Raw genomic sequence first — 5039 nt, forward strand, 5'->3', positions numbered from 1 at the left:
GGCTCACCGCATGCACCGTGCAGGCATGAGCCACCGGCTCACCGCATGCACCGTGCAGGCATGAGCCACCGCCTTCCGCTTCGCATCGGGCGTCACCATTTTTTGCGGCGACATCCTTCAGGATCGCGTTGTCGAGCATCTGTTCGGCCAGCAGCTTCTTGAGGCGGGCGTTCTCATCCTCGAGGGTCTTCAGCCGGCGCGCATCCGACACGTCCATCCCGCCATACTTCGCCTTGAACTTGTAGAAGGTCGCCGAGGAGATGCCGTGCTTGCGGCAGACATCAGCCGTCGCAGCTCCAGCCTCCTGCTCCTTCAGCATCCCGATGATCTGCTCTTCCGTGAACCGTGAGGGGCGCATCGTCCGTCTCCGTGAGTAACGGACTCTACTCAAATCTGGAGGAAGATCAGGGTCGCAGGTCAGGGGACACGTCCGACGACACCGGCGAGCTCCAGCGAATCTTGCTGAGCGGCGAGAGAAAGGAAGGCGGAGATCCTCTACACGCGGCGATAAACGCGATGTTCGAGCGCGATCGCTTCCTCCCGCCGGTCTTTGGTCCGGACGGCTCGGTGGAAATTCAATAGACGCCTTCCTTGTTCGACTAAGCGCATTGCAGAGGTGGCCTCGGCCGCTCCGGCCACACCCCCGCCACGCCCGACACGATGCGAACGCGTGACTTTTGCCGCAGGAGAACCACGCAACTCCATAATTCCCGCATTGCCGAAGCGCCGGCAATCAGCTATCCAGCCTCCACGGTTAGCGCCCGTAGCTCAGCTGGATAGAGCGTTGCCCTCCGAAGGCAAAGGTCACACGTTCGAATCGTGTCGGGCGCGCCATTTCAAACTCCTTCCCCAACCACCGTCTCCCTGCTGCGCCGGCTCGCGCCCAGCGGGCCGGGGAAGACAGCGTAGTGCAAGGTCCATGACGTCGAGCAGGCGCGGAGCGCGATCTCGATGATCGACCTCCCGGCTTCATCGATCGACCCGGCCCAGCACGAAGCGGGCGGCCGGCATCTGGTCACGGCCGGAAGCGGCAGGTAGACCACGTCAGATGTTCCGCTTCCTTCACAGCGCTGACCTGCATCTCGGCAAGCCGTTTGGATCGATGCCGGACGAACTGCGCGGGCGGCTGCGCGAGGCCCGCCATACCGTGCTCGACCGGCTGGCGGCCCAAGCCCGCACTGCGGCTGCGGAGACGATCCTGCTCGCCGGCGACGTGTTCGATACCGAAACGCCGAGCCCGGCCGTGCTTCGCCAGGCGCTGGCCGCCATGGCGGGGCATGACGGCCTTCGCTGGATCCTGCTGCCCGGCAATCACGATTCGCTCGCCGCCGAAGCGCTCTGGGCCGGCCTGGCGACATCGCGGCCAGCCAATGTCGTCCTCGCGACCGAGCCGGCCCCTCTCCGGCTCACCGACGACGTCGTCCTCCTGCCAGCGCCCTGCACGACGCGCCGGCCGGGTCGCGACCTCACCGAATGGCTGGACGGGGCGGCGACCCCGCCGGGCGCGATCCGGATCGGGTTCGCCCATGGCGCCGTCCAGAGCTTTTCGGAAGATGGCGGCGCCGGCGACGTCATCGCCCCCGACCGGGCGACCCGCGCCGGCCTCGATTATCTCGCCCTCGGGGATTGGCACGGCCAGATGCGGATCGGACCGCGCACCTGGTATAGCGGCGCGCCGGAGCCGGACCGGTTCAAGCACGACGCCTCGGGCTGCGCCTTGCTGGTCACGATTCCCGCGGCGGGGGCCGAGCCCGTGGTCGAGCCCATCGAGACCGGATCGTTCGGCTGGCGCACGCTCGCACTCGACTGCCTGGCGGGAGACGACCCTGGCGCGCATCTGGCGGGGCTGCTGCCGGCGGGTCCCTCGCGGCGCCAGACACTTCTTCGCATCCTCGCGACAGGCCGGACGCGGCCGCCGGCGCGGGCTCGGCTGGAAGCCGATCTCAAGGCGATCGAGCCTGAATTCGCCCTGCTGCAGCTGGAAGCGCAGGAACTGGTCACGGAATGCGAGAGCGAGGATCTCGATCAGATCGACCATGCCGGCGCCTTGCGGCAGGCTGCCGACATGCTGCTTGCCGAGAGCCGGGACGATGGCCGCTCCTCCGGTGAGCGCGAGGTGGCGCGCGAAGCGCTGATGCGCCTGTTCTCCTATTGCGCGGCGGCGTCCTGATGAAGCTGACCGCCCTGCGCCTGCACAATGTTCGCCGCTTCGCCGGCACCGGCGTGCGTATCGAGAACATCGGCGACGGCATCAACGTGCTCTGCGCCGCCAACGAACACGGCAAGTCGACCTGCTTCGACGCCCTGCACGCGCTGTTCTTCCAGCCGCATACCGGCACGCCCGGCTCTGTCCAGGCCCTGCGGCCCTATAGCGGCGGCAACCCGCTGGTCGAGGCGGACCTCACGACCGCCGACGGCGCCTTCCGGCTGACCAAGCAGTTCTATGGCGGCCGCCGCGCCCAGGTCCGTGAGCGCGACAGCGGCCGCCTGATAGCGCAGGCGGACGAAGCCGAACGCTTCATCTCCGGACTGGTGAAGGGCGGCATCAGCGGGCCGGCCGGCCTGCTCTGGGTCCGACAGGGCGTGACCGGGATCGAGCGGCGCGCCAAGGCGGACGATGAGACGGAGCGGCGCGCGCGGGAAACCGTGCTGACCTCGGTCCAGGGCGAGGTCGAGGCGCTGACCGGCGGGCGGCGCATGACCGAGGCGCTCATCGCCTGCGAGGAGGAACTGCTGCGGCTGGTGACGGCGACCGGCAGGCCCAAGGCCGGCGGTCCCTACGCCGTCGCCATCGACGAGAGCGAGCAATTGGCGGAACAGGAGCGCCGCCTTGGCGCCGAGGTCGCCGATCTGCGCGCCGCGCTCGACCGGCGCCGCGCGATCCGGGGGCGGCTCGCCGAGATCGATACGCCGGAGACGGCGTGGGAGCGCCAGGCCGCTCTGGCAGAGGCCGAGGCGGAGCTGTCGGCCGCCAAGGCACAGAGCGACTCCTTCAAGGCGGCGGAGAGCAAGGCGGCCCTGGCGCTGAACCGGCGCGTCTCGGCGGATCAGGCCCTCACCGGCTTCCGGCAGGCGCTCGCCCGATTTGCCGGCCTGCGCGACGCCGAGACCGGCGCCGCCAAGGAGCGGGACGCCGCCCGCGCCCGCCACCAGAGCGCCGCCGGCATCGTGCGGGATGCCGCGGCCGCGGTTGAGAGCGCCGAGCGCGAGGAACGCGAGCAGCGCGACCTGCTCGCTCGCCTGGAGCGGGCCTTGCGCGCGCAGGAGGCAGCGAATCGACTGGCCACCGCCCGGGACAGCGAGCGGGACGCGCAGGCGACCCGCGAGCAGATCGAGCGCATCGAGGCGACCCTCAAGAGCCTCGCCTTGCCCGCCGGCAAGGTCACCGAGCTGGAGCAGGCGGACAGCCAGCTGCTGCAATTGCAGGCCAGGGCCGAAGCGCGGGCGCCGCAATTGCGCATCGATTACGCCGCCGGCGCGGAAGGCGGGATCTCGATCGCGGGCATCATGCTGGCGCAGGCCGAGGAGCGCTCGCTCGCCGGCACGACGCAGATCGAGATCACTGCGATCGGCCGCCTGACCATCACGGCGCCGCAGGCCGAGGAGGACGGCCGGAACATCGCCCGGACACAGGCGAAGCGGCAGGCACTGCTCGATGAGCTTCAGGTCGACAGTCTCGCCGCGGCGCGCCTGCGCGAGGTGCAGGCGCGTGACCTCAAGGCCGATCTCGACCTGGCGCGCCGGCGCCTCCTGCTGCTGGCGCCCGGTGGGCTCGCAGCCCTGCAGGAACAGATCGCGCGCCTGGAGACCGAAGCAGCCAGCGCGAACGAAGCGCCCGCTGATCTGGATGCAGCACGCCGGCAGCTTGGGACCGTCGAAGCGCGCGTCGGCGCCATGCGCGAGGCGGCCCGAGCGGCGCAGGCGCGGACCGAGACCTCAGCCTCCGCTCTGGTCGAGGCGGAACGCCATGCCGCCGGATTGTCCTCCGCACTCGCCGCACTCGCCGAGAGCCTGGGTCCGGAGACGGAATGGCACGGGCGCGAGGAGCGCCTCTCAGTGGAGCATGACGAGACCAACCGGGCCTGGCGGGCGGCGCAGCAGCAGGTCGAGGAGCTCGCGGCGCGCACGATCGACCTTGCGGCGGCAGAAGCCCGCCAGCTGCGGCTGCGCTCGGTCATAGACGCAGCGCGCGAGGAGATCACCCGCCTGCGCGAGGAGGCGGCGGGCCTCGATGGCCGCATCCAGACCCGCACCGAGACCGCGATCGAGGAAGCCTGGCAGGAAACCCGCGACAGGCTCGCGCAGGCGCAGCAGCGCTCCGTTGCGCTCGCCCGCGAGGTCGCCGTCCTGACCCGGCTGCGCGGCGCGCTCGAAGCCGCGCGCTCGCAGGCGCGCGACCATTATTTCGCGCCGGTGCTGCAGGAGCTGCGCCCGCTCCTCGGCTTGCTGTTCGACGATGCCAGCGTCACCTTCGACGAGGATACGCTGCTGCCGCGCTCGGTGCAGCGCAATGGCCTCGACGAGCAGGTCGGCGTCCTCAGCGGCGGCATGCGCGAACAGCTCGCGATCCTGACGCGGCTGGCCTTCGCGCGGCTGCTCGCCAAGGGCGGCCAGCCCACCCCCGTCATCCTCGACGACGCGCTGGTCTATTCCGACGATGATCGCATCGAGAAGATGTTCGATGCGCTGCATCGCCAGGCCAGTGCCCAGCAGGTCATCGTCTTTTCCTGCCGCCAGCGCGCCTTTGCCCGGCTGGGCGGCCATGTCCTGCGCACGGAGCCGTGGCAACCCGACCCGTAGGGAGCGGCGACCGGAGCCTCAGAATCGCATCTCGACCCTGCCCTTGAGGGCGTGGTCTCTGGAGCGTTCGCCGATTGCCGCCGAGTAGGTCAGGCCGAGCGCGGTGGCGGACGAGATGCGCCAGTCGAGGCCGGCCTCGGCGGTGAGGGCGTCGCGGTCGATCCTGGCGGCGAAGACCGTGGCTGCGGTGGTGCCAGCGACGAAGGCGGTGCGGGCCTGCGGGGTGAGCTCGCCAAAAC

The 5039-nt window shown here is 70.2% G+C and carries 3 protein-coding genes, 1 tRNA gene and 1 pseudogene; 3 read left to right on the forward strand and 2 right to left on the reverse strand.

Going from position 1 to position 5039, the window contains the following annotated elements:
- Positions 1 to 36: 36 nt before the first annotated feature.
- Positions 37 to 358, reverse strand: a pseudogene (locus AC1DS0_RS30730) (transposase); the annotation flags it as partial.
- A 399-nt stretch (positions 359 to 757) separates the two neighbouring features.
- Here AC1DS0_RS30730 and AC1DS0_RS30735 point away from each other — a divergent pair.
- The 3 genes from AC1DS0_RS30735 to AC1DS0_RS30745 all read left to right on the forward strand — a co-directional run bounded on the left by AC1DS0_RS30735 (position 758) and on the right by AC1DS0_RS30745 (position 4800).
- Positions 758 to 834 (forward strand) — tRNA-Arg (locus AC1DS0_RS30735).
- Positions 835 to 1048: 214 nt separating this feature from the next.
- Entirely contained in the window at positions 1049 to 2170 is a 1122-nt protein-coding gene (locus tag AC1DS0_RS30740; RefSeq protein WP_476817988.1) for a metallophosphoesterase family protein, read from the forward strand.
- The gene (locus AC1DS0_RS30745) at positions 2170 to 4800 is read left to right on the forward strand and encodes an AAA family ATPase (protein ID WP_476817989.1); all 2631 of its coding nucleotides are present in this window, start codon (positions 2170 to 2172) and stop codon (positions 4798 to 4800) included. The genes AC1DS0_RS30740 and AC1DS0_RS30745 overlap by 1 nt, the downstream gene beginning before the upstream one ends.
- 18 nt (positions 4801 to 4818) lie before the next feature.
- Here AC1DS0_RS30745 and AC1DS0_RS30750 read toward each other — a convergent pair.
- Positions 4819 to 5039: hypothetical protein (locus tag AC1DS0_RS30750; protein ID WP_476817990.1), on the reverse strand; the 221-nt coding region annotated here is incomplete at its 5' end.

It is taken from the genome of Allobosea sp. P4_H5 (assembly GCF_056400825.1).